Origin of the sequence: Pseudoxanthomonas sacheonensis (genome assembly GCF_031455975.1) — a bacterium.
Lineage (GTDB): Bacteria > Pseudomonadota > Gammaproteobacteria > Xanthomonadales > Xanthomonadaceae > Pseudoxanthomonas_A > Pseudoxanthomonas_A sacheonensis_A.
Map to the genome: position 1 here is coordinate 680,624 of NZ_JAVDTT010000002.1, position 24,645 is coordinate 705,268.

The following is a 24,645-nucleotide window of genomic DNA, read 5'->3' on the forward strand; positions in this document are numbered from 1 at the left end:
GTTGCCGGTCAGAACTTGGCGTTGAACTCCACGCCCACCGTGCGCGGCTCGTTGATGAAGCCGGTGAGGTTGTTGAAGTCGATGCCGCCGACGATGCGGGTCTGGTCGGTGATGTTGCGGCCGAACAACGCCACGCCGTAGTCGCCCTGGTTCCAGTTGTAGCCGACGCGCAGGCCGCCTTCGAGCGAGGACTTGCCGGTGAACTCGATCGAATCGTAGAGGAAGAAGTTCACTTCGCTGCGGTAGGCCCAGTCGGTGAACACGTAGAACTCGCCGCCCTCGCCCACCGGCATGGCCCAGCGCGCGGTCATGTTGTGCACCCACTTGGGCGCCTGCGGCAGCGAGTTGCCGTCGATGAGCGCAAGACCGCCGGCATTCAGCGGATCGGTCACGGTGCAGGCCGCGCAGACGGCGACCGCCAGATCGGCATCCTTGATCTCCGTGTCGTTGTAGCTGCTGCCCAGCGTGACCAGCAGGTTGTCGGTGACGTAGGCCTGCAGGTCCAGCTCGAAGCCCTTGCCCACCGACTCGTCGGCATTGAGCAGGATGTTGGCATTGGCGGCGCCGCCGACGGCGGTGAGCTGCTGGTCCTTGATCTTGTAGAAGAAGACCCCGGCGCTGAGGCGCGCGCGCTTGTCGAACAGATCGGCCTTCACTCCGGTTTCGAACGACGTCACCGTCTCCGGGTCGGCCACCGACTTGGCATTGAAGGCGCCGGCGGCCTGGATGCTGCTGCCGCGAAAACCAGTGGCCGCGCGCGCATAGACGTTCACGTCTTCGTTGACCGCGTAGGTGGCCGACAGGTCCCAGCTGACCTTCTTGTCTTCAGGCGAAGCCGACAGGTCGCCGTCCGGTTCCAATGCCGCCAGTTGCGCCAGCGTGCACTTGCCCTGCAGTACGCACGGCACGAAACCGGTGTTCCAGTAATCCTCGACGGTCAGCTCCTTCTCATCCACGGTGTAACGCAGGCCGCCGCGCAGTTCGAGCTTGTCGGTCGCCTGCCAGGTCACCGCGCCGAACACCGCCCAGGCGTCGTTGGTCTGGCGGATGCGTTCGTAACCGTCCTGCACGCTGCCGGCCGTCGTGTCGTAGCTGAAGCTTTCGACCTTGTAGTCTTCCTTGAAGTAGAACAAACCCGCCTGCCAGTTGACCTTACCGGCGTAATCGGACTCGATGCGGAATTCCTGCGTCCACTGCGAATGGTCGGGGATGCCGTCGGCCGTTTCCGATGCGAACGGAAGTTCCGGGGTGAAGTAAGGCCCGGAACCGCCGTCGATGTCGCCGCGGTTGATCGTCTCGACGCTTTCGTAGCCGGTGATCGAGTACAGGTTGTAGTCGCCCAGATCCCAGCGCAGTCGCGCGCTGGCGCCCTGCGATTCGAGTTCGGAGTAGTTCAGGCCGTCCTGCGACACCTTGTCCACATCGAAGCCATCGACCAGGTTGTTGGTGCCCGGCTCGATGATGTTGGCGCGGAACAGGCGCGCGGTGCCGTTCAATTTGCGGGCATGCGCGTTGAGCAGCGCTTCGAAGGTGTCGCCTTCGTAGAGGAACTGCACGCGGCCGGCGGACTCGTCATAGCCTTCGTAGCCATCGTTCGGACCCGGATAGGTGTTTTCCACCCAATCGTCGCGGCGCTGGTACAGCAGTGAGGCGCGCGCCGACCAACGTTCGCTCAACGCCCCGCCCATGGCGCCTTCCACATTCCACATGTTGTCGCTGCCGTAGCCGACCTTGGCGTAACCCGTGGTTTCCTGCGATGGCTTGGCGGACTCGAACTTGACCACGCCCGCTGGCGTGTTGCGGCCGAACAGCGAACCCTGCGGCCCGCGCAGCACTTCGACCTGTTCCAGATCGAACAAGGGGAAGCCCTTCAGGATGGGGTTTTCCTGGACCACGTCGTCGTACACCAACGACACCGGTTGCGAGGTGTTGAGGCGGAAGTCGGTGTTGCCGTAACCGCGGATATAGAAGCGCGGGAAGGCGCGACCGAAGGAGGATTCGATATTGAGGCTGGGCACGCGTCCGGACAGGAAGCGGATGTCGGTGCCGCCCGAAGCCAGCACGTCCAGCTGCTCGCCGCTGACGGTGCTGATGGACACGGGCACATCCTGGATGTTCTCGACGCGGCGCTGCGCGGTGACTTCGACCGCGTCCAGCGTGGTGGCTTCGCTTTGCGTAGGCGCGGCGGGCGCGGCTTCCTGGGCGAGGGCGCTGCCGAACGGCAACAAGGCGGCAATGGCGAGGGCAAGTCGGTGCGGACGCACGGACGAAGAACGGTTCGAGGACATGGTGGCTTCCGAAGGGTGGTGGAAGAAGGGCGGGCGTCTAGCACGCGCATGTTGCAGGACAGCAACTAGCGGGGCAATGGCTCAGGTCCCATTTAGCATAACCTTCGCTTAACAAATATTTGACAAAAATAACTGAATGGATATTCTGCCGACCGCCCAATGACGGGCGGGTTTTTTCAAAATGGGGAATATCTTGATGAACAAGTCTGTATTGCTGGCCTCCGCACTGGTCCTGGCCGGCCTGTCTTCCTCCGCCGCGGCCGCCGAAGGCTGGTACGTGCGCGGCGAAGCCGGCACCACCACCCTCGAAATCGACGGTTCCGAAGGCGACGACGACACCTTTAGCGCGCGCGGCGGCTACTTCTTCACCCCCAACGTGGCGGTGGAAGGCTTCTACACCAACTACGGCGACGACTCCGGCGACGGCGTTTCCATCAAGGCTTCCGGTTACGGCGTGGGCGTGGTCGGCAAGAAGAATTTCGGTCCCGATGCGCACACCGGTTTCTTCATCAGCGGCCGCGTCGGCGCGGTGCATATCGAAACCAAACTGGGCGTCGAGGGCGTGGGCAACGCCAAGGACACCTCCACCGAAGGTTACGCCGGCGTGGGCGTGGGTTACGACTTCACCAACAACTTCGGCCTGAGCCTGAACTACGACTACGCGAAGACGGACATCTTCGATGTCGACGCCAAGCTCAAGACCGCGACTCTCGGCATCGAGTACCGCTTCTGATCTTCGCAGCTCCTGCGATACCCAACGGCCATCTTCGGATGGCCGTTTTTTTTCTGGCGCACGGCGTCAAGGCCGTGACCCTGCCTTAAGCCTCCTCCTTTGCAGCGCTTTTCAACCGCCGAATGGCTGGTCAAAAGGGGGCAAAGCAAGAGCAAAAAGCGTCGCGCGCATAAGTACGCTCCTGCCGCCCGTTACCCCAAATGCCCCAGCGGCAACGCGCGGGTCTGCTTCACCGTGCGCAGGACGAAACTGGAATTCACATCGGCCACGCCGGTGGCGTTGATCAGTTTGTCCAGCAGGAAGCGGGAGAAGTGCTCCAGGTCCTGCACGACCACCTGCAACAGGTAATCCATGTCGCCGGTGAGCGCATGGCAGGCGACCACTTCATCCCAGTCGTTCACGCCCTCGATGAAGCGGTCCAGTCCCAGCTGGCCGTGCTTCTCCAGCTGCACGCGCACGAAGGCCTGCAGGCCCAGGCCGACCCGCTTGGGATCGACCATGGCCGCGTAACCGCGGATCACGCCCGAGGATTCCAGCCGCTGGATCCTGCGCAGGCAGGCCGAGGGAGACAGGTTCACCTGAGCGGCGATATCGGCATTGGTGGCGCGCCCGTCCTGCTGCAGGAGCGCCAGCAGGCGCAGGTCGATGCGGTCCAGAGAGACGGATTCGGCCATTTCATGCTCCATTTCTTATTTTCGCGCAAGAATATTGCTCTATTCGGATAGATCCTTGCAACTTCGCAACCCTGTTGCGCGGTTGCGGCGCTAACATCGAATGCCGCTTCAACCTTCTCGGAGAACCCATGAACGAGCCACGCCGCGTCGAGCGTCAACAGACCGACAAAGGCTACGTGCCGGTCTATACGACCGCCGTGGTGGAACAGCCGTGGGAGGACTACCAGGCCGAGGACCATGCCACCTGGGGCACGCTGTACCAGCGCCAGCGCGAACTGCTGGTGGGCCGGGCCAGCGATGAGTTCCTGCATGCCCAGGACGAGATGGGCATGACTCCGCATGCGATCCCGCGCTTCGATCAGTTGAACGAAGTGCTGGGCGCGGCTACCGGCTGGACCCTGATCGGGGTGGAAGGCCTGCTGCCGGAGCTGGATTTCTTCGATCATCTGGCCAACCGCCGCTTCCCGGTGACTTGGTGGATACGCCGCCCGGAGCAAATCGACTACATCGCCGAACCCGATCTCTTCCACGATCTGTTCGGCCACGTGCCGCTGTTGATGAACCCGCTGTTCGCCGACTACATGCTGGCCTACGGTCGCGGCGGGGTGAAGGCGCACGGCATCGGCCCGGAGGCGTTGGTCAACCTGACCCGTCTGTACTGGTACACGGTGGAGTTCGGTCTGATCAACACGCCGCAGGGCCTGCGCATCTACGGCAGCGGTATCGTGTCGTCGAAGGGCGAATCGCTTTACTCGCTGGAATCGGACGCGCCCAACCGCATCGGCTTCGACCTGGAGCGGGTGATGCGCACGCGCTACCGCATCGACACGTTCCAAAAAACCTACTTTGTCATCGACAGCTTCGAGCAGCTGATCGCTGCGACCGAACCGGACTTCACGCCGATCTATGCGCGACTGGCGAAGGGCGAAGCGTACCCGGCAGGCAAGGTGCTGGAAACCGATCAGGTGTTCACTCGCGGCACGGGCGAAGGTTGGGCCATGGACGCCGACGTGTAACTGGCGGTCGGCATCCGGATGAACGTAGTCGCCGCTAAAAAATAGGTCGTCATCCCGGCGAAGGCCGGGACTCAACTTTCCGTTGCTGTGGGGCTTGGGTCCCCCGCTTTCGCCAGGAGGACGATCTTTAGTTAAGAGATGCGCGATCATGGCGCATGACCGCGAAACAACTCATCCTCGTCTCGCTCGGCCTTGTCCTATGTTGCGGCAGTGCTCATGCGCAATCGACCAGCAGCGACCCCATCACCCTCGATCGCATCCACGTGCAGGCCACGCGCCTGATCGGCGTCGACGATTTCGACACGCCGGCATCGGTGAATACCGTGGAACTGCGCGACGACGACAACGGCAACGCCGTCAACGTCTCCGATGCGTTGGGCGGCGTTCCTGGCTTGCTGGCCCGCGACCGCCAGAACTACGCCCAGGACACGCAGCTTTCGATCCGTGGCTTCGGCGCGCGCTCGACCTTCGGCGTGCGCGGCGTGCGCCTGTTTTCCGACGGCATTCCCGCCTCCATGCCGGACGGACAGGGCCAGCTCTCTCATTTCAATGCGCTAGGCGGCGAACGCATCGAAATCATGCGCGGCCCATTCTCGGCGCTGTACGGAAATTCATCAGGCGGCGTGGTGCAGTTGTGGAGCGCAGAAGGGAAGGAAGGCGACCCCTGGCGGATCCGCGCCACGGCCGGCAGCGATGACGCGTACACGCTGGGCGCGCAGTTACGGGGGGCCAGCGACGATCTGGGCTACAACATTGCCGCCTCGCGTTTCGATACTCAGGGTTATCGCGACCACAGCGCGGCGCGGCGCGATTCGCTCAACGCGCGCTTCGATTTCCGCCTGGATCCCTCGCGCAAGCTGACCTTGGTGCTGAACCATATCGACCTACCCGACGCCGACGATCCGCTGGGGCTGACGCGCACGCAGTACCGGGCCGACCCGCGCCAGGCCACGTCGGTCGCCAGCCAGTTCGATACGCGCAAATCGGTGCGCCAGAGCCAGGGCGGCTTGACCTACGAACAACAGGTAGGCGACGCGCAGAGCTGGCGCGCAATGGCCTATGCGGGGCGACGCGCGGTGGAGCAGTTCCTGGCTTTACCGGTCGCGGCGCAGGCCAATCCGCTCAACGCCGGTGGCGTGATCGACCTGGACAGCGACTATGGCGGCGCGGATCTGCGCTGGAGCTGGCAGGGCGAACTGGTTTCAAAGCCGTTCGAGTTCACCGCCGGCGCCAACTTCGACCGACAGGATCAGGCACGCCGCGGCTACGAGAATTTCATCGGCGCCACTCTGGGCGTAAAAGGCGCGCTGCGGCGCAATGAGAGCGATCGCGTACGCAACATGGACCAGTTCGCGCAGGCATGGTGGCGTTTCGCGCCGCGCTGGTCGCTGCTGGCCGGCGCGCGCCATAGCGAAGTGGAATTCGACGCCCACGATCGTTACGTCACTGCGAACAATCCCGATGACAGCGGCAGCGTCCGCTATCGCGACACCACGCCGGTGGCCGGGGTGATGTTCGAGCCGAGCGAAGCTCTGCGCTTCTACCTTTCGGCAGGCCGCGGTTTCGAGACGCCGACCTTCAACGAACTGGGATACCGCGCCGACGGCGGCGCGGGCCTGGCCTTCGATCTGCAGCCCGCGATCAGCCGCAACGTCGAGCTGGGAATGAAATGGCGCGGCGAGGGCGACGCGCGCCTGGAAGCCGCGCTGTTCCGCGCCAACACCGATGACGAGCTGGCCGTGGCGCGCAATGTCGGCGGGCGCAGCAGCTTCCGCAATGTGGGACGCGCGCGGCGGCAGGGATTCGAGACTTCGTTCGAGACCGCGTTATCCGACCGATGGCGCCTGCAGCTGGCCTACACCTGGCTGGACGCGACTTTCCGCAGCGCCTACCTGGTCTGCACTGGCGCCGGTTGCACGGTGCCGTCAACGCCGGTGGCGGCCGGTTCGCGTATCCCCGGGGTGGCGCGCCAGCAGTTGTTCGGTCGCCTGCAGTGGCGCGGAAGCGCGTGGAGCGCGGCGGCGGAAGCCGAAGGCGTGAGCGAGGTGGTGGTCAACGACGTGGGCAGCGAATCGGCGCCGGGCTATTTCCTGCTGCATCTGGAAGCGGCGCGCGAATGGAGTTTCAGCGCCGGCGGCCTGCGCGCCTTCGCCCGCATCGACAATGCGCTGGATCGGAATTACATCGGCTCGGTGATCGTCAACGAAGGCAACGGGCGCTTCTACGAACCCGGACCCGGCCGCACGTTTCTGGTCGGCGCGCAGTGGACGTGGTCGCGTTGAGGACCTCAGATTCCGAAACCGTGGCGGACAAATGGATCCGTCGACGCAAATAAATCCGTTCGTGGCGAGCCTGTCGAATAACTCCGTTCGTGGTGAGCCTGTCGAACCACGCTTTTAGCGGGAAATTTATAAATGTGCTTGTAGATCTCGCCAAGAGCTTGGTTCGACAGGCTCACCACGAGCGGGAGCGGAATAGGTCTGCTGCTCGGCTGTTCCCCAACAATCACCCCTGGTGCCGCAGAGGATTACCGACCGCTTGCAAATAAGCGTCCAGATCGCGGCCGGCGATCTCGACGAATAACTCTCCCGTCGCTTCGACGCCGACGATCCTATCCGGGCGGAAATTACGGAAGTCCGCGCGCAACCGGCACCAGGCGCCCAAGGTCCAGCTTCCGCCCCAGAACGTCAGGCACAGCGGTTCCACTTCGCGCAGGGTTTCGCTGCCCGATGGATCGCAGTACCGCAAATGCAGCACCCGGCAGGTTCCGATCGCCTCATGCAGGCGGTCGATCATGCCGTTGGCTTCGACGCGGTTGTCCAGTTCCGGCGCGAAGATGCGCGTGCGATGCGAACGTTCGCGCAGATCCGGCGGCAACACCGCTTCGATCTTCAGCAACGCCGCGCTGGCGCCCAGGCCCAGGCGCTTGCCGCCGAAGGCGCGGACGAAGCGCGTGCCCACCACCAATGCTTCCAGTTCCTCGGCGTTGAACATCAGCGGCGGGATGTCCGAACCCTTGCGCAGCACGTAACCGACCCCGGCCTCGCCTTCGATCGGCACCCCGGACTGTTGCAGATCGGCGACATCGCGGTAGATGGTGCGCAGGGAAACATGCAGGGTCTCCGCCAGAGCCTGCGCGGTCAACGCCGAACGGCGGCCGCGTAGGGCATGGACGATCAGGAACAGGCGGTCGGCGCGGCGCATCCGCGCATCATCGCGCGTGCGCGCCGCGCCGCGCAAAGGTCGGTGGTCATGGTTTCAGCTGCGCAGCCACGAACGCGGCGTCGGTTGCAGCTTCAGCACTTCCGGAGGACGCGGTGCCAGACGCGCCCACGCGGCTGAGACCTGCGGCCACTGCGCGAGCTGTTCCACGTGCCGCCGGTGCGCGGCCTCGTCGGCGTGGCGCGAGAACCACAGCAGCACATGCTCGTCGGCGCGTACCGGCAAGGCCGGATAATTGTTGTCGGCGTATTCGGTGACGAAGCTCGCCAGCACCGGCGCGCCCATGCGCGACCAGACCGCCACCATCACCAGGGCGAAGAACGACAGCGCCTCGTCGCTGATCGGCGCATCGAAATACTGCACGGTGGCGAAAATGCGTCCCTCGCCCTGCGCGTTCGCCGACGACGACAGGTCGAAATTGGAGCCCGGATACGCCGGCCGCAGCAGCAGCACGTTGTCCGAATCGATCATGGTGTCGTTGGCGGCGGCACGATGCGCCTGCCATACCGGCCCACCGTAGAAATCGGCCAGCGCGCGTTTGCGCGCGGCCATGTCGGCGAAGCCGCGCAGCCACACGAAACGGTCCGGATCGTCCAGGTCGTGGAACTGGCCGATGATGCGCATGCCGGCGGCCTGCTGGCCTGCGATCAGTTCGCTTTCGAACAATTCGACCAGCTCGTCGCGGCGGCCGGGTTTCAGGGTGTACTGGCGCAGTTCGATGACGTCTTCGCTGATGGCGTTCGCTGCATTTGTATTCATGCTTGTTCCTCTCCTTCCTGTTTCGACTCGCCACGCAAGCCGGCGATGGTGGCCGAGTCCAGTTCCAGCACCAGCGAGGTGAAGCTCTCGATCAGTTCGAGCACGGATTCGCGCGGTCCGAGTTTCCATTCGTCGCTCCCATAGAATGCGTCTTGGCGTTGTTGCCTGTCTTCGAGGTTGGCGTAGGCCCGGATCAGGAAGTAACTGTCCTGGTCGTGCTCGGAAGCTCCATGGCGGACCACCTCGGTGCCCCAGCGCACCAGCATCGGCATCACCGTCTCGGCGGCGATCCGGCCGAAGCGCTCGCGCGATCCCGGTTTGAGGTTGTAGCTGCGGATTTCCACCGTTTGCTTCATGTGGGTTCCTTCCGGTTTGTCGAAGCGGATCAATCGTCGCAACGGGTCATGTACATATGCCAGTTGGTTTCCCAGCTGCGTCCATCGTCGATCGAGAATGCTTGCTGCCAGTGCGCGCTGCGCGCGCTGATCTCGGACCACAGGAAGCGCACCCGCACCGGCTGGCCCTGATGCCGGTCGTCGCCGAAGAAGACGCCTACGCCCTCCTCGAATCGGCCGAGCACCGGCGGCTCCAGCACGCCGCTGCGGTTGCCCGCCCAGTAGATGCTCCATTGCCGGGTCTGCGGATCGAACAGACGCAGGGTCATGCCGCGGAAACCATCGCCCCAGTCGGTAGCGAACTCATCGAGGTTTCCTAGACCGCCCAGGATCGGGCGGCATTCCTGCATGGCTTCGAAGGTTTCCCATTCGTCGCTGCCGCGCAGTCGCTCGCGCAAGCGCTCGTTCCGCACCTGCCAGCGGCCGTGATAGAAATCGAAATCGTGCCGGCCATCGTCGGCGATCAGGTCGGCTGCGGTCCGCGGCCGGGCGATCCCGTTGCCGTAGACGAGCTGATCGCCGCAGACGACGCTGCGGTTCACCCGATCCAGCCAGGCGTGCCACAACCGCGGCACCAGGCCATTAGATCGAACTGCGTGCTGCTGCATGAACTTATCCGCGCCGCGTGCCGATCGCACGCCGTTAGCTTGCGCGTCCGCTGCTGACAACCTGTTGTCAGCAGTCTCGGTCTATTTCGTGCCTTGCACGGGATTTGCTTGCCGCAGCGAAGAGTTTGCCCTTCTCACTGCTCTCAGCCGACTGCGAAGTGACCGTGGAAACCCAGCGGGAACGAGTACGGCAGCCACGCCTGCGCCAGTGGACCTTCGCCGACCCGTTCGGCGTCCAGCACCGCGATGCCGCTGCGCCCGCGCGCGCTGTCCAGCAGAGTGCCGACCAGCCAGCCGTCGCCCGCCCGCGAGCTGCCGGGCCGGGGCACGAACACATGCTCTTCGGCCAATATGTCGCGACCGTAGCGATGCACTTGGCGTTCGCCGCGACGGACATCCAGGGAGGCGACTGCGTTGAAGTAAGGCGCGCTGGCTTCGCCCTCGTTGGTCGGCGCGTAGAGCACGGCCGGCCTGTCGCCCCGCGTGCGTGGATCGAACAACGGGAACTCGATGCCGTCGAACCCGGTTTCCTCCCAGCGGGCGGTGCCGCCGCGCAGGTCCAGGCGCAACTCGCGCAAGCGCCCCTGTCCGCCGTGCGCTCCCGCCTGTCCCTTCATCGCTTCCTGCATGGGAGAACGCGCTTCTTCGATGTCCGGATGCTGCACCGCACGCATCACGATCTCGCCCTTGCGCTCGTAGGCGTCGCCGAAGTGGTAGATCGCGGCGAATTCGGTTTCGAACCAGCGCGCGACGGTCGGCGTGTGCTTGGCGATCACGCCCACGCGCAGCGCCTGCTGATCCTGGAAGCGCAGGCGACGGAAGAACGCGCCCTGCCCTTCTGCGAAAGCGAACGGAATCAGAGTGCAGACCAGATGCTGGTCGGTCATGGCGAAGCTGTGCAGGTAGCCGCGCACCGGAGTCTCGATGATATCGGCCGAGATCAGCTTGCCGTCCGCGCCGATATGCCAGATCAACAGCCCGGCGCCGCCCATCAGCGCGACGGAACCGAAATTCCACACCGAACCGTCGCGGTCGACCAGCGGATGCGCCGAGAACGGCAGCGAGGCCAGATCCGGACGCCAGGTCACCGGACCCAACGTGTTCAACTGGTCGGGATCGAGTTCGAAAGCGGAGCCGGCTTCGCACAGGGCGAACAGACGGCCACCGATCGTCATCACCGAGGTGTTGGCGGTATTGGCGTCGTCGTTGTTGCGTACCGCTTGCGTCTCCGGAACCGTGGTGCCGGCGGTCGGATACAGGAAGCGACCGGCTTTCCGCTCGCGGGTGAACTTGGGCGTCGCCACCATGCGTGCGCGATGGGTGACGCGGCCTTCGCCGAAGCGCCATCCGTGGACCATGCCGTCGCCGTCGAACCAGTGCTCGTAGCGGAACCCGGCGCGCTCGGTCCAGGCCGGTCCGTTGCGGTACAAGGTGCCGGCGAAACCGGTCGGCAGGCGGCCTTCCAATTCGATCGGGGTGGGTCCCAGGGATTCGGCGCCGACGCTGCGCCAACCCGCGAGCCATGGATGCTCATGGAGTCCGCGCGCGAACTCGACCGGATCGCCGGCCAGTGCCGTCTCGCTGTGCAGCAGCGAAGGGGCGATCGCCAGCGCGGCGGCGCCGGACAGCAGGTTGCACAGGAAACGGCGGCGGCTGTTGGCACTGGTGTTCATGGCGATGCTCCTGGCGTTGCGGTGGCTGGCCTGATGCGTCTCAGCGCAGGTCGATGTCGATGGCCGCGCCGGTGGCGGTGATTTCGAAGCGCGCTTCGTCCCAGGTCGGTTTGCGCATCACCTGCGGGTTGTTGCTGAAGCCGTAGCCTTCCAGCGGCATGCCCAGGACATTGGTGTCCAGCTTGCCGTTGCCGTTTTCGTCGTGAGTGATCATCACCGCATAGCTGCCGGGCTTGAGATCCTTGAAGGTGAAGCTTGCTTCGTCGGCCTGTGCAGGAACTCCATCGGCCTGGACCGGTGCCGCCTTGCCGTTCCATGCCTCCTGCGAATCGACCACGGCCGCCTTGATCAGGCCGGTCTGCGCACGCACGCCGTGCAGCTTGACGGTCAGATCGCCGGCGAAGGCGGGGCCGCCAGCCAGCAGGGCAAGCCCTATCGCGGTACGGACGAGCGAGACGATGTGCGGGGCGCGAATGCGGTTCATGGCGGTGTCCTTCGACGGGTGGGATGACGGGACCAGTGTGCGATCGGGCCACGGACGGATCAGTTGCCGTTGGTCATCGATCGAGGGTGCCGGAAGTCACTTCCTGCACCGGACGCATTGCCAGCGCGCGACGCAACACGCAGCATGGCGGCATGCAAGAATTCTTCCGCGAGCTGCGCCAACCGATGAATCTGGCTGGGTTGTTCACCTTGGCCGCGGTCGGCTTGTCGCTGCGCTTCCTGCCGCTGCCGCAGCTCATCGTCGCCGCCGCGCTGCTGGCGGCCTTCAGCGCGCTGTTTGTGGTGATCAGCGCCGGATCGGAGCGCTGGCGGCGCACGCGCCTGGTTTCGCTGCTGCTGATGCCGGCGGTGGCGTTGACGCTGACCTGGTACACGCCGCGCCTGGGGACCGCGCAGGTGCTGCTGGTCGTGTGGACCGCAGTGGCCTTCAGCGTCTGGCCGCCGAAACTGGCCGCCCCGCTCGTGCTGCTGGCCGATGTGGTCTTCTATCTGCTGCTGCGGCAGGCGGACTTGAATTCGCCGCTGACCATGGTGCTGATCAATCTGGGCTTCCAGGCCCTGGCCGGACTGTGCGTGTACTACGCACGCAATGCCGAACTGGCGCGCGATCAGCTGGCCCTGGTCAACGCCGACCTGCTCGCCACCCGCGCCTTGCTGGCCGACAGCGCGCGCGACTCCGAACGCCTGCGCGTAGCGCGCGAACTGCACGACGTGGCCGGGCATAAACTGACCGCGATGAAACTCAATCTGCGCGCGCTGGCCGCCGAACCCGATCTGGCCGAGCGCGAAGAGGTGCGCACCGCGCAACAGCTGGCGTCCGAGCTGCTGGACGATATCCGCAACGTGGTCCAGGCCTTGCGCGACTCCCGCGGATTGGATCTGCATACCGCATTGCGTGCGCTGGCCGCGCCTTTGCCCAAACCGGTCTTGAAGTTGCATATCGACGAACAAGTGAAGATCGCCGACCCGGTGCAAGCCGAGACGATCCTGCGCCTGGTGCAGGAAGCGCTGACCAATAGCGCGCGCCACGCCGACGCCGGTACGCTGTCGGTCGACATACGCCGCGAGGGCAACGACGTGCTGTTGCGCATCGAAGACGATGGCCGCCTGCAAGGCCGGCTGCGCGAAGGCAACGGCATCGCCGGCATGCGCGAGCGCATCGACGCCGTGCGGGGTTCGTTGCGGCTGGACACCACACCGCAAGGCGGATTGCGCATCGAAGCGAGGTTGCCGGCATGAGCACGCCGTCAATGAGCATGCAGCCGATGAGCGGATCTTCATTGCGCGTCGCCCTGGCCGACGACCAGGCGCTGGTGCGCGGCGGTTTGCGCGCCCTACTCGAACGCCAAGGCATCGTGGTGGTTTTCGAGGCCCTCGATGGCGGCGATCTGCTGGACAAACTGGCCAGCGAATCCGTCGACGTGGTGCTCAGCGATATCCGCATGCCCGGCGTGGACGGCATCGACGCTCTGTTGCGCCTGCGCGAGCGCGGCGACCGCACGCCGGTGCTGCTGCTGACCACTTTCGACGACAGCGACCTGCTGCTGCGGGCGACCGATGCGGGAGCGCAGGGTTTCCTGCTGAAGGACGCCGCGCCGGAAGACCTGCGCGACGCCATCGTCCGGGTGGCGGCGGGCGAGACCCTGCTGCAGCCGGTGAGCACCGATCCGGTACGTGCGCGCTTCCGCTTCCGCGACGAATCCGCGCCCACCGAAACCTTCGGCACCCGCGAGGTGGCGATCCTGCGCTTGCTGGCCGGCGGCTATTCCAACAAGGAAATCGCGCGCAGCCTGTTCCTGGCCGAAGGCACGGTGAAGAACTACGTTTCCACCATCCTGGACAAGCTCGGCACCCGCGACCGTACGCGCGCGGTGCTGAAGGCGATCACGCTGCGCATCATCTGAAGCAGTTTCCCGGCGAGGCAAGTACGTGGGAGCGGCGTCCCGCCGCGAGTTCTTGTCCGAACCGACAAGAACTGAGCACCCGCTCGCGGCGGGACGCCGCTCCCACTTAGGTTTCCGCATTAAGACCAGCCCCTCAATGCTCGAACGGACGATTCCGCGATACAGTTGCGCGCAGGTTTTGTCCGGACTCCTAATCGCACATGGATTTCATCGAAGTCATAGACGACGCCGTCGACCGCGACACCTGCGCGGCGATCGTGTCGCGCCTGCGCGGCAGCGAAGGGCTGCAACCTGGCCGGGTGGGCGGAGGCGTGTATCCGGAACTCAAACACAGCCGCGACCTGCGCATCAGCGGAAATCCGGACTGGGCCGAAGTGGATGCGCGTCTGCAGCAAGCTGTCTTTGCCGGAGTACTAGGGTATCTGCGGAAATATCCGCAAACCCTGATCTCGCCGCTGATGCTGCAACAGCCGGACACCAATGGCGGGTTGCGCCGTCTGCAGGCCGAGGATTTCGCTGCGATGGACGACAAGGCCATCGCCGAGTTGGCGCGCGTCTGCCTGCGCCCGGGCGCGATCAACCTGCAATGGTATTCGGCCGGCGAAGGCGGTTATCCATACTGGCATTGCGAGCTGTATCCGCGCGATGCCAGTGCCGAAACCCTGCACCGGCACCTGCTATGGACGCTGTATCTCAACGACGGCTTCGAGGAAGGCGAAACCGAATTCCTGTTCCAACAACGCAAGGTGAAACCGCGCACCGGCAGCCTGCTGATCGCGCCCACCGCCTTCACCCACACTCACCGCGGCAACCGCCCGCAGAACGGCGACAAGTTCATCGCCACCAGCTGGATCCTGTTCCAGCCGGCGGATAAACTCTACGCCGAGATCCGATAGCCGCAACAACGGTGGGTATGGATCAGCGGCCGATCGAACGGCTTGTCCACGGTCCCGCGCAGTACATAGATATGCGCGCGCACCTTGGCGTCGGACTGGTGGTCGTAATCGCCACCCCAAAGCGTTTCGTGCAACTGGCGTCGGGTCACCAGGTTGGGGGCGGCCTCCAGGAGCACGCGCAGGATCCGCATGCCCGTGCGGGTGACGGCCAGACGTTGGCCTTCGCGGTGGGCTTCCAGGGTGGTGAGATCGAGCTCCAGCGTGTGGACCCGCAGGGTGGTGGTGGTGGTCGCGCGGATTCGCCGCAGCAACGCATGCAGGCGCGCCTCCAGCTCCTCGCGGGCGAAAGGCCATGCCATATAGGCATCGGCGCCCGCACGGAAGGCCGCTATCGTCGCCTCGGTGCTTTCGCCCAGCATGACCAGCGGAACATCGTGGCGGAAGTCGGACCGCATCGTCTCGCAGACCTGGAAACCGTCCAGCGCTCCGCGGACGTGCGCGCAAATGATCACTGCATCGAAGCGGTGTTCTGCCGCCAACCGCAGGCCAAGCCTGCCGCTGGCGGCGTAATCCACTTGATGTCCGCCAAGTTCGAGCGAGCTGGCGACTTCCTCTGCGAAAGACCGCGTTCCGCCGATGAGCAGCAGTTGCAGCGGCCTTGCCGCTTCGCGTTTCTTTGAAGGAGCCATGCATGGAACAGCGTTGCCTGCAGAGGCGGCCGACTATAAAGGCAATCTTTCCCGCTGACCTCTCACAATTGCAGTCCCTTAATGTGAGTTCTCATTCGCCCTCTTCGTCGGTTTCGGGTCGCTCTATTCCTGCGGCGCTACACCGAGATAACTGCCTGCCGCCGCGACCGTCGACCACAGCTCGTCTTCCCGGTTGAACGAACGATCGAATAGCGCTTCTGCTGCGGCCCGATCGCCGAGCAACAGGTAATAGGCGCCGACCTCCGCCATGCCCTTGCTGTCTTTCGGGTTCTCGCGCAGCGCACGTTCGAACAGCGCTTTGGCCCGTTCCCATTCGCCTGCCTCGCGATAGATGCGGGCGATGCGGAAGAGATCGGTTCCTTCGGGATCGTTCGCCAGCACGTCGTCGAAGATCGCCTGTCCCTCTGGCTTGAAGCCCCCCAGATAATAGATCCGGCCGACCGCGATCCGCTCCCAGCTGCCTTTTCCGGCCTGTACTTTGGCCACTTCCAGCAGCGCATGAGCGGCCTGCTTGTTTTCCTTGCCCCGGTACTGGGACGGTTCGGCTTTTTGCGCCGCATGGCCGACCGAAATGCCGGAAACGAACAGCAGGGCTGCAGTTGCAATGGAACGAAGCTTCATTTGTTTCCCCTTGATGGATGAGCCAGACGAGAAGCGTCTTGGCGCTGACTGACACGGTTCAACTCGTTCGTTTCCCCGGATACGGCGCCGTCCGCGCGCAGTGCGTGGAACTTTTTGCGGCGCCGACGCTTGGAAGGGTTCCCCGCCCTTCCGCATGCCCGGCCACGAACGACAAAGCAGCGGGTCGACCAAGCTTAGCGCGACTCGCCAATCTTCGCTTTTTTACCCTTCCCGGGAGTCAGAACAACTCGCCCTGAGGCGAGGGCGCGCGCGGTGCGACGAAGCGGCTGCAATCGAGCGGACGCGGTCGTTTGGCGGGAAAACCGTAGCGCTTGAGCGCTAGCGAGAAGCGTCGTTCCAGTAGATCGGCATACACGCCTTCGCCGCGCATGCGTTTGCCGTAAGCGGAATCGTAGTCCTTGCCGCCGCGCAGCTGCTGGATCGTGCTCATCACGTGCGCGGCACGGTCCGGCGCATGGGTCTGCAACCAATCGCGGAACAGCGGCGCCACTTCATGCGGCAGCCTCAGCAGCACGTAGCCCGCCGAGCCGGCGCCGGCTTCGCGGACGGCCTCAAGCACCGCTTCCAGCTCGCTGTCGTTCACCCACGGAATCACCGGCGCCACCATCGCGCCCACCGGCACGCCGGCATCGCGCAGCGCACGGATCGCGCGTAGGCGCGAGTGCGGTGCCGAGGCGCGCGGTTCGAGCGCTGCGGAAAGGCGGTTGTCGAGCGAGGTGACCGAAAAATGCACGCTGACCAGGTTTTCGCTCGCCAGCGGCGCCAGCAGATCGATATCGCGCGTGACCAGCGCATTCTTGGTGATCAAGGAAAACGGATGCCGGGTTTCGGCCAGGACTTCGATGATGCGCCGGGTCAATTGCAATTTGCGCTCGATCGGCTGGTAGGCGTCGGTGTTGATGCCCAGCGAGATCGGGCTGACTTGGTAACCGGGTTTGGCCAGTTCACGACGCAACAGTTCCGGCGCATTTGTCTTGGCGAAGATCTTGGTTTCGAAATCCAACCCTGGCGACAGGCCCAGGTAGGCGTGCGAGGGGCGCGCGAAACAGTACGAACATCCGTGCTCGCAGCCGCGATACGGATTGAGCGATTGCGAGAAGGGGATATCCGGCGATGTGTTGCGGCTGATGATGCTGCGCGCGGTTTCCTCGCGCACCTGGGTGCGAGGCAGGACGCCGGCGAATTCCCCCTCCTCTCCGCCATGCCAGCCGTCGTCGACGGCCTGGCTGACCGTCACTTCGAAGCGGCCCGGCAGATAGCCCGTGGAACCGCGGCCTTTGATCAACTCGCCCATGCGGCCAATCCTAGCGCCGCGACGTCTCAGGACAGGCGACACGTAGGTCGGGGCTACGCCCCCGACATGCGAGGAGTCCGGGTTCCCGTGCCTCGGGGATGTAGCCCCGACCTACGTTTGGTTGAATCGACGACAGGCCCTAGTATCCGTACATGCTAGAAACCCTCCAGCACCTGTGGCACGCGTTGTGGGCGATCCCGCATCTCAAGTTGTATCTGACCCTGGCCTGGTTGCTGTACATCGTGCTGCTGTGCGGCTGGATAGTGCTGCAGAAACGCGAGCCGGTAGCGACCCTGACCTGGGTGCTTTCGCTGGCGCTGTTGCCCTATCTGGGTTACTTGATCTACTTCCTGCTGGGCCCGCAGAAGATCCATCGCCAGCGCATGCGCCGCCACCATTCGCGCAAAGGCATGGAATCGCATACGGTTTCATGGCCGGTCGATGAGGGCTGGTCGGAACTGGCTTTGCTGGGCCAGGCCACGACCGGCCTGCCGCCGTCCAGCGCGACCTCGGCGCAGCTGCTGGTGGATGGCGGCGTCACTTATGACGCGCTGATCGACGCGATCGCCGGTGCGCGCAACCATATCCATCTCGAGTACTACATCTATATGCCCGATGCGACCGGCACGCGCTTGCGCGATGCCCTGGCCGAACGCGCGCGTGCGGGGGTCAAGGTGCGCTTGCTGCTGGATGCGGTGGGTTCGTCGAAAGTCAGCCGACGCTTCTTGCAGCCGCTGCTTGAGGCAGGCGGCGAGCTGGCCTGGTTCCACCCTACCCGCTTCCGTCCGTTCACCCGCACCTGGGTCAACATGCGTACCCACCGCAAGATCGTGGTGGTGGATGGCCGGGTCGCCTTCACCGGCGGCATCAACATCACCGACGAAGAGAACGAGCGCCTGAGCGCCAATGCCTATCGCGACCTGCATCTGCGCCTGGAGGGCGACGTGGTGCGCAGCGTGCAATTGGTCTTCGTCGAGGACTGGGCTTATGCGACCGGACAGAAGCGCAAGGATTTCGAAGGCACGGCGTTGTGGCAGGCGACCGAGCCGGAAGTCCAGGGCGGCATCGCCGCGCAGGTCCTCGTCTCGGGGCCGGATTCTTCCTGGGAGGCGATCCATCGCCTGCATGTGGCCGCCATCCATGAAGCCCGCGCGCGGGTCTGGCTGGTGACGCCGTATTTCGTTCCCGGCGAGGCCGCGCGGATGGCCCTGACCTCGGCCGCGCTAGGCGGTCTGGACGTGCGCCTGATCGTGCCCAAGCTGAGCGATTCGCGCCTGGTGACTTATGCGGCGCGGTCCTATTTCGACGAGCTGCTGGCGGCCGGCGTGAAGGTATACGAATACGGCCCGCGCCTGCTCCACACCAAGGCGCTGCTTTGCGACGACGATCTGGCCATCATCGGCAGCGCCAACTTCGACCATCGCAGTTTCCGCCTCAATTTCGAGATTTCCGTGCTGTTCCGCGACCACGTGATCGCCGCCACCCTCGCCCAGCTGGTGGAGGGGGAGATCGCCGCTTCCGGCTCCGTCCACGACCTGCGCAATCGCTCGTTCTGGCGCAACCGTCTGCCCGAGGCGCTGGCCCGCCTGATGTCGCCGCTGCTATGAACCTGCGGTTTTGAGCCTGCTGTTATGAGTCTGTTGCTGTGAACGGGTTGGCGTTTCGCCGCGGCGGAAATAGTAAACTTCGCCCACTGTCTGGAGGGGACGCACAACATGCATTGGTTATTCCTGCTGCTGGCCCTGGGGGCGATGGGGATCGCATTGAAGACCTCGTCGACGGCGTTGATGCTGGTCTGCCTGCTGGCTTCGCTGGGTCTGTTCGTTGCCTGGATCATGGGCTGGTACGCGGCGCGCGTCGGCAGCAACAGCCGCGACGAAAGCCAGATGATCGATCCGGCGGAGCTGCGTCGCCTGCGCGAAATCGCAGAAGCGCGCAAGGCGGGCATGCAGCCGCCCGTCGAGCCGCCGGCGAATTCTTGAAACCGCGAGCTCTTGAAATCAGACTCTCCCCGATAGCGGACGGCGCGCGATGACGGCGCTGAGCGTCAACGTCAACAAGATCGCGGTGCTCCGCAACTCGCGTGGCGGTAACGAGCCCGACGTGGTTCGCGCCGCCCGCACCTGCCTGCAGTCGGGAGCGCATGGCATCACCGTGCACCCGCGCCCGGACCAGCGCCATATCCGCACCGACGACGTATTGGCGCTGGCCGCGTTGACCCTGGAGCACGAGGTCGAGTTCAATCTGGAAGGCAATCCTTTCGCTCCGCCGCGCGAGGGCTATCCCGGCTTCCTGGCGCTGTGCGAGCAGGTGCGTCCGGCCCAGGCCACCCTGGTGCCCGACAGCGATGGGCAGCTCACTTCCGACCACGGCTTCGATTTCGAGCGCGACGCCGAGCGCCTTCGCCCGTTGATCGCAGAGCTGAAATCCCTGGGTTGCCGGGTCAGTCTGTTCGTCGATGCCGGCGGCGCGGGGCTGGCCCTGGCCAGGGAGATCGGTGCCGACCGCATCGAGATTTACACCGGGCCCTTCGCCCAGGCGCAGGCGTCGGGTGATGCGCGTGCCGCTCTCGCCGCCTGCGTCGATACCGCACGGGAAGCGCAGACGCTGGGCCTGGGCGTGAATGCCGGCCACGACCTCAGCCAGGCCAATCTGCCTGAATTCCTGGAGGCCGTACCTCAGCTGCTGGAGGTGTCCATCGGCCACGCTCTGATCAGCGAAGCGTTGTATGTCGGTCTGCAGCGTACGGTGCACAACTATCTGCAGATCCTTTCTTCGCCACAGTGAGGCCCGCAGCGGCCCTCCTTGCGCGTCAGTGCTGCGCGCTTATTGGGACTTTCTAAATTAAGTGACAACGCTTAAGTAGGGCGGGCATTGCCCGCCACAGGAAAATCAAGAGCGGCGGGCAGTGCCCGCCCTACTCTGGTCGCCGCATTGAGGCCGGCAGCGGCCCTCCGTACGTGTCAGTGCTGCACGCTTAGGTTGGCGATGCCGCGGTTGCGCGCCTCGGCCAGTGCCGTCACCACCTGCTGGTAATCGGCTCCCGATGAGGCGTGCACTCGCAGTACAGCACGCGGGTCGGAGATCGCTGCCTCAGCCAACCGCTCCCCTACTTCGGACTGGGTCAACAAGCGTCCATCCAGGCGATAGGAGCCGTCGTCGCCGACGTCGAGCTGCATTTGCAGCGGCTTGATCGTATCCAGGCTGGGCGGGACTATCTGCGGCAATGCGGCGTCGACTGTTTTGGTCAGCAGCGGCGCCGACACCATGAAGATCACCAGCAACACCAGCATCACGTCCACCAGCGGCGTGATGTTCATTTCGGCAACAGCGGAATCACGGGCGGTAGCGGAGAAAGCCATGGCGTACTCCTTTGCGTCGGTGGGCAAGCCCACGCTACTCCCGCCTTCGACGCCCCGCAAGCGGGCGACTCGCTGTTCCATAGCCCTCAAACGACCACGCCGCCCGTAGGCGGCGTGGAAGCTTTCTTTTTGGAGCCGTCCGCAGGCATCACTCCTGCTGGACGAAACCGATCTTCTGCATCTGCGCGTTCTTGGCCGCGGCGAGCACCTTGGCCATGACGTCGTACTGCGCATCGGGATTGGCGTCGATCTGCAGCAACGGCTGGTTGGTCGGATCGCGCTGAACCTCGTTTTCCATCATGGCCTGGACCGCGGAAACCTGGACCGGATTGTTGTTCCAGGTCACCTGGCCGGACGCGTCGATCTTCAGTTCGATCGGCGGCGGCGGCTCGCGCAGCTGCGGCGGCGGGTTGATCACGCGCTGCGGCAGATCCACGTCGATCGGATAGGTCATGACCGGCGCGGTCACGATGAAGATGATCAGCAGCACCAGCATCACGTCCACGAGGGGGGTGACGTTGATGTCCGCCATCGGCTGGCCCTTGCCGGAACCGGTTGCGAATGCCATGGCTTATTGACCCCTGTCTTTGGTGGCGACGAAGCCGATATCCAGCATGCCCTGCTCCTGCGCGATCTTGGTGACCTCGTTGATGGTGCGCATCTTGGTGGTGCGATCGCCACGCAGGTTCAACGGCGGCTGCGGAGTCAGCTGGGCCGCGCTGGACAGCCGCGACTCCAGGATTTCCTTGGTGATGCGCTCGTCGTTCCAGTACAGCGTGCCATCTTCCTTGACCGCCAGGTTGATCGGCGACACACGCTTTGTCGCATCGTCGGGCTTCTGGTTCAGATTGGCTTCGGGAAGCTTGATCTGGACCTTATGCGACATCAGCGGTGCGGTGATGATGAAGATGATCAGCAGCACCAACATCACGTCCACGAGGGGCGTGACGTTGATGTCGGCCATGGGGCCGCCGCTATCGTTACCACTACTGAAGGCCATTCTCGGGCTCCGTTATTGATCTGTTCGAATTCGACGCAGGCTTAGCGGACGCGCGAGCCGGTGGCGAAGAAGTCGTGCAGGTCGTGCGCGAAGGTATCGAACTTGGCGTTGGTGGCGCTGTTGGTGCGGTTGAAGAAGTTGTACGCCAACACCGCCGGGATTGCGACGAACAGACCGAGCGCGGTCATGATCAGCGCCTCGCCCACCGGGCCGGCGACGGCGTCGATGGAAGCCTGGCCGGTCGCGCCGATGCGGATCAGGGCGCCGTAGATGCCCCACACCGTACCCAGCAGACCCACGAACGGTGCGGTCGCGCCGACGGTCGCCAGCACGGTCATGCCGGCCTGCAACTTGGAGCTCTCACGGGTGACGGCCTGGCGCAGGGCGCGGTCGACGAACTCGGAGCGGTTCAGCGATTCGGCCAGCTTGGAGCCTTCGCTACGCTGGTGGTGAGCGGCGGCCTGGGCGGCGTCAAGCGCGATCTTGGAGAACGGCTCGTTGCGCGGCTGTTCTTCCATCAGGCGGATGGCGTCCTGGGCGTTGGCCGTGTCCCAGAAGGTTCCGGTCACGCGTTCGGCCTGGCCCTTCAGGCGCATGCTCTTGATGAAGTTGATGATCGTCCAGTACCAGGCCAGGGCGGACATGATCAGCAGCGTGATCAACACGACCCAGGAAACAACATAGGAGCCGGGGGTGGCGGTCATTTCGCTAATAAGGTGCTCAAAGCCCATGTTGTTCAGGGCCTGGGCGGCGTTGTTGCCTCCAGCAGCGGCGGTGGTTTCCTGCAGCATGACGCTTACCTTTTATTTGTGATGATGAGAATGATGCGGTTTATGGATTGGTTTGGAGCTTGTGACTAAAAGCTTGCGACTAAAAGCTAATGTGGCTTAAAGCTTGTCCGCGCTTTACATCTTGAAGTCAACCGGCACGCGTACGCGGCCGGCGACGCTTTGCGTTCCCTGCTTGCCGGGATTGAAGCGCCATTTGCGCGCCGCATCCATGGCGGCACGGTCCAGGTCGCGGTTGCGGCTGGACTTCTCGACCGACACGTTGGTGACATTGCCACTGGCGTCGACGTCGATGATCAGAATCACGGTGCCCTGGATACCTGCGCGCGCGGCGGCGGGCGGGTACTTGGGCGGATTCATGTTCTTGGACGAGATGTCGACGCTGGCGCCGATGTTCTGCACCGGTGCCGGCGGCGCGGGCGGCGCGGGCGGGGTGTAGACGTCGTTCGGGCGCGGCTCAGCGATATCGATGGGCGGCGCTTCCGGCGGCGGCGGCAGCGGAGTCTGGGTCGGCGGCGCCAGGTTCTTGACCGGCGGCGGCGGGGTCTCATCCGGCGGCGGCGGCGGCGGCGGCGGCGGCGGCGGTGGCGGCGCATCGACGATGGTCACGATCGTCTTCTGCTCCTGCTCTTTTTCCGCGGGCGGTGCCACGGCGGGAATCAGCAGCAACAAGAATGCGGCTACGTGCAGCGCGATGACGAAAGCGATACCGATGATGCGCGACCAGTTCAAGCCTGGTTGCTCTTCTTCGCGGTACCTGTTGTTAATGACCAGTTGTTCAGCCATGCGCCAGTGAACTCAGTTCTTGGGCCGACAGTGCGGCACCATCAAATTTTGGGGCCCGCAACCGTTTCCGGCGCGGGGGTGTCGAGCTTATACCAATCTTCCACGCCTGTACCATCTTTTCAGGGTGCCGGAACTCTAATTCCCGGTTCCCGCAATCAGGGCAAAGCGATGATTTTCTTTGCCTCTTCGGGCTTTTTGACGCCTTTTTCCAAGGCCGACTTGGCCGCCTGCTTGGCTTCGGGAATGCGGTCTTCCTGATACAGCACCTTGGCCAGGTTCAGATAGGCTTCGCCGTCCTTTGACATCGGCGCGGCTTTCTGCCATGCGTCGATCGCCGGCGCGATCTGGTCCGAGTAGTAGTAGGACTGGGCCAGCGCCAAGTAGGTCTGCTGATCCGGCTTGAGCACGCCCTTCTGCATGCCGTCGTTGATCACGGCGATGACTTCCTTTTCCTTGCCGTCCATATTGGCGTAGGTGGTGTAGAGCTGGCGGTATTCCTTCTCGTCCGTCATCTGGCCGGAGGCGCGCAGTTTTTCGAGGATGGCCGCGGCCTGGTCGAACTTGTCGGCCTGCAGATATACGCTGGCCAGGTTCATCTGCGCCTTCTTGTCGCCGGGCGTCTTGGCGGCGATCTTCTCGGCCAACTGGGTGGCCTCGGCCGACTGGCCCGCTTCGGCGTAAGACGCCATCAGCAACTGCTGCCAGCTGTCTTTAGGTTCCGGCGAGGCTTCGATGGCCTGTTTCAGCACCGGAATGGCTTCCGCGTATTTTTCCTGCTGATAAAAGGCTTGGCCTTTCAACACCAAATCTTCGGGATTTTGCGATTTGGTTTCAGCGAAATAGCGATCGAGCGTGGCCATGCCGTCGGCGTACTGTTCTTCCTGCAGCTGAAGGCCCGCCAGCATATGCATCAGCTGGTAATGGCTGTTGTTGTCGAGGGCGTTGAGCTGCAGCGCCTGCTTCAGGTAGGCGATGGTGGCGGCGGTGTCGTCCAGGTTGTAGGCGGCCTGCGAGGCGAGCTGCGAGGCGACGGCCTTGTCGTAATCGGTGGCTGCCGGATTGGCCAGGATTTCATCGGCCTGGCTGCGGGTATTGGCGAAGTCGTCCTTGTTGTACGCCTCCACCAGCTTCTGCAGTTTCGACTGCAGCTTGGCCGCGCCCTTCGCCTTCGGCTCCTCGCGGGTGGCGTTGGGATACATGTTTTCCTGCTTGCCCTTGCTGCTGCGCTCCGTGCGCTCGCGCGTCTGCGCGTCGACGCTGACGGCGGCCGTGCCCAACAGGCTGACGATGGCCAAGGAAAGCAAGGCTTGTTTGCAATTGCGGAACAACATGGAGATCACCTCTTGGGGACTGCAAAGACCGATTCGAATGCCGCCGGCCCAGGCACGGGG

General features: G+C 64.2%; 26 protein-coding genes. 9 read left to right on the forward strand and 17 right to left on the reverse strand.

Annotated features, from left to right (window positions below; translation table 11 throughout):
• Positions 1-8: 8 nt before the first annotated feature.
• Positions 9-2,288, reverse strand: coding sequence for a TonB-dependent receptor (locus tag J2W94_RS10260; RefSeq protein WP_310092858.1), 2,280 nt, complete (start codon positions 2,286-2,288; stop codon positions 9-11).
• Positions 2,289-2,484: 196 nt separating this feature from the next.
• Here J2W94_RS10260 and J2W94_RS10265 point away from each other — a divergent pair, with 196 nt between their 5' ends.
• Entirely contained in the window at positions 2,485-3,021 is a 537-nt protein-coding gene (locus J2W94_RS10265; RefSeq protein WP_310092860.1) for a porin family protein, read from the forward strand.
• 191 nt (positions 3,022-3,212) lie between these two features.
• Here J2W94_RS10265 and J2W94_RS10270 read toward each other — a convergent pair whose 3' ends face one another.
• On the reverse strand, positions 3,213-3,695 hold the full coding sequence (locus J2W94_RS10270; RefSeq protein WP_310092862.1) for an Lrp/AsnC family transcriptional regulator: 483 nt from the start codon (positions 3,693-3,695) through the stop codon (positions 3,213-3,215).
• Positions 3,696-3,823: 128 nt separating this feature from the next.
• Between J2W94_RS10270 and phhA the strand changes: the two genes are divergently transcribed.
• Complete coding sequence (phhA, locus tag J2W94_RS10275) at positions 3,824-4,711, forward strand: phenylalanine 4-monooxygenase (protein ID WP_310092864.1); 888 nt, start codon at positions 3,824-3,826, stop codon at positions 4,709-4,711.
• Positions 4,712-4,866: 155 nt separating this feature from the next.
• Positions 4,867-6,993 (forward strand): TonB-dependent receptor family protein, encoded by a 2,127-nt coding sequence (locus tag J2W94_RS10280; RefSeq protein ID WP_310092866.1) that lies wholly within the window; start codon positions 4,867-4,869, stop codon positions 6,991-6,993.
• A gap of 223 nt (positions 6,994-7,216) precedes the next feature.
• On the opposite strand, the gene J2W94_RS10285 is transcribed toward J2W94_RS10280, so the two are convergent.
• From J2W94_RS10285 to J2W94_RS10310, 6 genes are all read right to left on the reverse strand, one after another.
• Entirely contained in the window at positions 7,217-7,915 is a 699-nt protein-coding gene (locus J2W94_RS10285) for a helix-turn-helix transcriptional regulator (protein ID WP_310092868.1), read from the reverse strand.
• A gap of 54 nt (positions 7,916-7,969) precedes the next feature.
• A complete protein-coding gene (locus J2W94_RS10290) occupies positions 7,970-8,692 on the reverse strand; it encodes an NIPSNAP family protein (RefSeq protein WP_310092870.1) in 723 nt (240 codons plus the stop codon).
• Positions 8,689-9,048: an NIPSNAP family protein gene (locus J2W94_RS10295; protein WP_310092873.1), complete on the reverse strand. Its 360-nt coding sequence runs from the start codon at positions 9,046-9,048 to the stop codon at positions 8,689-8,691. Before J2W94_RS10295 ends, J2W94_RS10290 begins: the two co-directional genes overlap by 4 nt.
• A 29-nt stretch (positions 9,049-9,077) precedes the next feature.
• Entirely contained in the window at positions 9,078-9,695 is a 618-nt protein-coding gene (locus tag J2W94_RS10300) for a hypothetical protein (RefSeq protein ID WP_310092874.1), read from the reverse strand.
• 143 nt (positions 9,696-9,838) lie between these two features.
• Positions 9,839-11,368 (reverse strand): carotenoid oxygenase family protein, encoded by a 1,530-nt coding sequence (locus J2W94_RS10305; RefSeq protein ID WP_310092877.1) that lies wholly within the window; start codon positions 11,366-11,368, stop codon positions 9,839-9,841.
• Positions 11,369-11,408: 40 nt separating this feature from the next.
• A complete protein-coding gene (locus J2W94_RS10310) occupies positions 11,409-11,852 on the reverse strand; it encodes a DUF2141 domain-containing protein (protein ID WP_310092878.1) in 444 nt (147 codons plus the stop codon).
• A gap of 23 nt (positions 11,853-11,875) precedes the next feature.
• Here J2W94_RS10310 and J2W94_RS10315 point away from each other — a divergent pair, with 23 nt between their 5' ends.
• The 3 genes from J2W94_RS10315 to J2W94_RS10325 all read left to right on the forward strand — a co-directional run bounded on the left by J2W94_RS10315 (position 11,876) and on the right by J2W94_RS10325 (position 14,672).
• On the forward strand, positions 11,876-13,111 hold the full coding sequence (locus tag J2W94_RS10315; RefSeq protein WP_310092880.1) for a sensor histidine kinase: 1,236 nt from the start codon (positions 11,876-11,878) through the stop codon (positions 13,109-13,111).
• A gap of 26 nt (positions 13,112-13,137) precedes the next feature.
• Positions 13,138-13,776 carry a response regulator transcription factor gene (locus J2W94_RS10320; RefSeq protein ID WP_310093691.1) on the forward strand — a complete coding sequence of 213 codons (639 nt, stop codon included), beginning with the start codon at positions 13,138-13,140 and terminating at the stop codon, positions 13,774-13,776.
• 200 nt (positions 13,777-13,976) lie between these two features.
• Positions 13,977-14,672 carry a 2OG-Fe(II) oxygenase gene (locus J2W94_RS10325; protein ID WP_310092882.1) on the forward strand — a complete coding sequence of 232 codons (696 nt, stop codon included), beginning with the start codon at positions 13,977-13,979 and terminating at the stop codon, positions 14,670-14,672.
• Here J2W94_RS10325 and J2W94_RS10330 read toward each other — a convergent pair.
• From J2W94_RS10330 to J2W94_RS10340, 3 genes are all read right to left on the reverse strand, one after another.
• Positions 14,654-15,361: a response regulator transcription factor gene (locus J2W94_RS10330; RefSeq protein ID WP_310092884.1), complete on the reverse strand. Its 708-nt coding sequence runs from the start codon at positions 15,359-15,361 to the stop codon at positions 14,654-14,656. The genes J2W94_RS10325 and J2W94_RS10330 overlap by 19 nt on opposite strands.
• 123 nt (positions 15,362-15,484) lie before the next feature.
• A complete protein-coding gene (locus J2W94_RS10335; protein WP_310092886.1) occupies positions 15,485-16,003 on the reverse strand; it encodes a tetratricopeptide repeat protein in 519 nt (172 codons plus the stop codon).
• A 238-nt stretch (positions 16,004-16,241) separates the two neighbouring features.
• Positions 16,242-17,318 carry a PA0069 family radical SAM protein gene (locus tag J2W94_RS10340; RefSeq protein ID WP_310092888.1) on the reverse strand — a complete coding sequence of 359 codons (1,077 nt, stop codon included), beginning with the start codon at positions 17,316-17,318 and terminating at the stop codon, positions 16,242-16,244.
• A 152-nt stretch (positions 17,319-17,470) separates the two neighbouring features.
• Here J2W94_RS10340 and cls point away from each other — a divergent pair, with 152 nt between their 5' ends.
• From cls to J2W94_RS10355, 3 genes are all read left to right on the forward strand, one after another.
• On the forward strand, positions 17,471-18,925 hold the full coding sequence (cls, locus tag J2W94_RS10345) for a cardiolipin synthase (RefSeq protein ID WP_310092890.1): 1,455 nt from the start codon (positions 17,471-17,473) through the stop codon (positions 18,923-18,925).
• A gap of 108 nt (positions 18,926-19,033) precedes the next feature.
• Positions 19,034-19,300, forward strand: a complete 267-nt coding sequence (locus J2W94_RS10350; protein WP_310092892.1) for a hypothetical protein — start codon at positions 19,034-19,036, stop codon at positions 19,298-19,300.
• A gap of 49 nt (positions 19,301-19,349) precedes the next feature.
• On the forward strand, positions 19,350-20,105 hold the full coding sequence (locus tag J2W94_RS10355) for a pyridoxine 5'-phosphate synthase (RefSeq protein WP_310092894.1): 756 nt from the start codon (positions 19,350-19,352) through the stop codon (positions 20,103-20,105).
• Between the two features lie 176 nt (positions 20,106-20,281).
• Here the strand turns inward: J2W94_RS10355 and J2W94_RS10360 are convergent, their stop codons facing one another.
• From J2W94_RS10360 to J2W94_RS10385, 6 genes are all read right to left on the reverse strand, one after another.
• Positions 20,282-20,680 (reverse strand): ExbD/TolR family protein, encoded by a 399-nt coding sequence (locus tag J2W94_RS10360; protein ID WP_310092896.1) that lies wholly within the window; start codon positions 20,678-20,680, stop codon positions 20,282-20,284.
• Between the two features lie 148 nt (positions 20,681-20,828).
• Complete coding sequence (locus tag J2W94_RS10365; RefSeq protein WP_093289455.1) at positions 20,829-21,248, reverse strand: ExbD/TolR family protein; 420 nt, start codon at positions 21,246-21,248, stop codon at positions 20,829-20,831.
• Between the two features lie 3 nt (positions 21,249-21,251).
• Positions 21,252-21,680, reverse strand: a complete 429-nt coding sequence (locus J2W94_RS10370; protein ID WP_310092902.1) for an ExbD/TolR family protein — start codon at positions 21,678-21,680, stop codon at positions 21,252-21,254.
• Positions 21,681-21,721: 41 nt separating this feature from the next.
• A complete protein-coding gene (locus J2W94_RS10375) occupies positions 21,722-22,471 on the reverse strand; it encodes a MotA/TolQ/ExbB proton channel family protein (protein WP_310092904.1) in 750 nt (249 codons plus the stop codon).
• 114 nt (positions 22,472-22,585) lie between these two features.
• Complete coding sequence (locus tag J2W94_RS10380) at positions 22,586-23,254, reverse strand: energy transducer TonB (protein WP_430540585.1); 669 nt, start codon at positions 23,252-23,254, stop codon at positions 22,586-22,588.
• Between the two features lie 155 nt (positions 23,255-23,409).
• Positions 23,410-24,585, reverse strand: coding sequence for a tetratricopeptide repeat protein (locus tag J2W94_RS10385; protein ID WP_310092906.1), 1,176 nt, complete (start codon positions 24,583-24,585; stop codon positions 23,410-23,412).
• Between the last annotated feature and the right edge of the window lie 60 nt (positions 24,586-24,645).

Coding starts and splice junctions, on each gene's coding strand:
- J2W94_RS10260 (WP_310092858.1), bottom strand. CDS start 2,288: ATGTCCTCGAACCGTTCTTCGTCCGTGCGTCCGCACCGACTTGCCCTC.
- J2W94_RS10265 (WP_310092860.1), top strand. CDS start 2,485: ATGAACAAGTCTGTATTGCTGGCCTCCGCACTGGTCCTGGCCGGCCTG.
- J2W94_RS10270 (WP_310092862.1), bottom strand. CDS start 3,695: ATGGCCGAATCCGTCTCTCTGGACCGCATCGACCTGCGCCTGCTGGCG.
- phhA (WP_310092864.1), top strand. CDS start 3,824: ATGAACGAGCCACGCCGCGTCGAGCGTCAACAGACCGACAAAGGCTAC.
- J2W94_RS10280 (WP_310092866.1), top strand. CDS start 4,867: ATGACCGCGAAACAACTCATCCTCGTCTCGCTCGGCCTTGTCCTATGT.
- J2W94_RS10285 (WP_310092868.1), bottom strand. CDS start 7,915: ATGCGCCGCGCCGACCGCCTGTTCCTGATCGTCCATGCCCTACGCGGC.
- J2W94_RS10290 (WP_310092870.1), bottom strand. CDS start 8,692: ATGAATACAAATGCAGCGAACGCCATCAGCGAAGACGTCATCGAACTG.
- J2W94_RS10295 (WP_310092873.1), bottom strand. CDS start 9,048: ATGAAGCAAACGGTGGAAATCCGCAGCTACAACCTCAAACCGGGATCG.
- J2W94_RS10300 (WP_310092874.1), bottom strand. CDS start 9,695: ATGCAGCAGCACGCAGTTCGATCTAATGGCCTGGTGCCGCGGTTGTGG.
- J2W94_RS10305 (WP_310092877.1), bottom strand. CDS start 11,368: ATGAACACCAGTGCCAACAGCCGCCGCCGTTTCCTGTGCAACCTGCTG.
- J2W94_RS10310 (WP_310092878.1), bottom strand. CDS start 11,852: ATGAACCGCATTCGCGCCCCGCACATCGTCTCGCTCGTCCGTACCGCG.
- J2W94_RS10315 (WP_310092880.1), top strand. CDS start 11,876: ATGACGGGACCAGTGTGCGATCGGGCCACGGACGGATCAGTTGCCGTT.
- J2W94_RS10320 (WP_310093691.1), top strand. CDS start 13,138: ATGAGCGGATCTTCATTGCGCGTCGCCCTGGCCGACGACCAGGCGCTG.
- J2W94_RS10325 (WP_310092882.1), top strand. CDS start 13,977: ATGGATTTCATCGAAGTCATAGACGACGCCGTCGACCGCGACACCTGC.
- J2W94_RS10330 (WP_310092884.1), bottom strand. CDS start 15,361: ATGGCTCCTTCAAAGAAACGCGAAGCGGCAAGGCCGCTGCAACTGCTG.
- J2W94_RS10335 (WP_310092886.1), bottom strand. CDS start 16,003: ATGAAGCTTCGTTCCATTGCAACTGCAGCCCTGCTGTTCGTTTCCGGC.
- J2W94_RS10340 (WP_310092888.1), bottom strand. CDS start 17,318: ATGGGCGAGTTGATCAAAGGCCGCGGTTCCACGGGCTATCTGCCGGGC.
- cls (WP_310092890.1), top strand. CDS start 17,471: ATGCTAGAAACCCTCCAGCACCTGTGGCACGCGTTGTGGGCGATCCCG.
- J2W94_RS10350 (WP_310092892.1), top strand. CDS start 19,034: ATGCATTGGTTATTCCTGCTGCTGGCCCTGGGGGCGATGGGGATCGCA.
- J2W94_RS10355 (WP_310092894.1), top strand. CDS start 19,350: ATGACGGCGCTGAGCGTCAACGTCAACAAGATCGCGGTGCTCCGCAAC.
- J2W94_RS10360 (WP_310092896.1), bottom strand. CDS start 20,680: ATGGCTTTCTCCGCTACCGCCCGTGATTCCGCTGTTGCCGAAATGAAC.
- J2W94_RS10365 (WP_093289455.1), bottom strand. CDS start 21,248: ATGGCATTCGCAACCGGTTCCGGCAAGGGCCAGCCGATGGCGGACATC.
- J2W94_RS10370 (WP_310092902.1), bottom strand. CDS start 21,680: ATGGCCTTCAGTAGTGGTAACGATAGCGGCGGCCCCATGGCCGACATC.
- J2W94_RS10375 (WP_310092904.1), bottom strand. CDS start 22,471: ATGCTGCAGGAAACCACCGCCGCTGCTGGAGGCAACAACGCCGCCCAG.
- J2W94_RS10380 (WP_430540585.1), bottom strand. CDS start 23,254: ATGGCTGAACAACTGGTCATTAACAACAGGTACCGCGAAGAAGAGCAA.
- J2W94_RS10385 (WP_310092906.1), bottom strand. CDS start 24,585: ATGTTGTTCCGCAATTGCAAACAAGCCTTGCTTTCCTTGGCCATCGTC.